We start from the raw sequence: 207 nt of genomic DNA, 5'->3' as shown, positions 1-207 counted from the left end.
CAGGTAGTCAAGATGAGAATTCTAAGGTGAGCGAGCGAACTCTCGTTAAGGAACTCGGCAAAATGACCCCGTAACTTCGGGAGAAGGGGTGCTTTTTAGGGTGAAAGCCTTGAAGAGCCGCAGTGAATAGGCCCAAGCGACTGTTTATCAAAAACACAGGTCTCTGCTAAACCGTAAGGTGATGTATAGGGGCTGACGCCTGCCCGG

Annotated in this window: 1 rRNA gene; it reads left to right on the top strand. The window is 50.7% G+C overall.

The features are described from left to right. Nucleotides 1–207 (top strand): 23S ribosomal RNA (locus tag LQ622_RS15015); the annotation flags it as partial.

This window comes from Mammaliicoccus sp. N-M50 (genome assembly GCF_022386995.1).
Taxonomy (GTDB): domain Bacteria; phylum Bacillota; class Bacilli; order Staphylococcales; family Staphylococcaceae; genus Mammaliicoccus; species Mammaliicoccus sciuri_A.
Note: the sequence above shows the minus strand (reverse complement) of the source record. Positions and strands in the feature narration are given on the sequence as shown.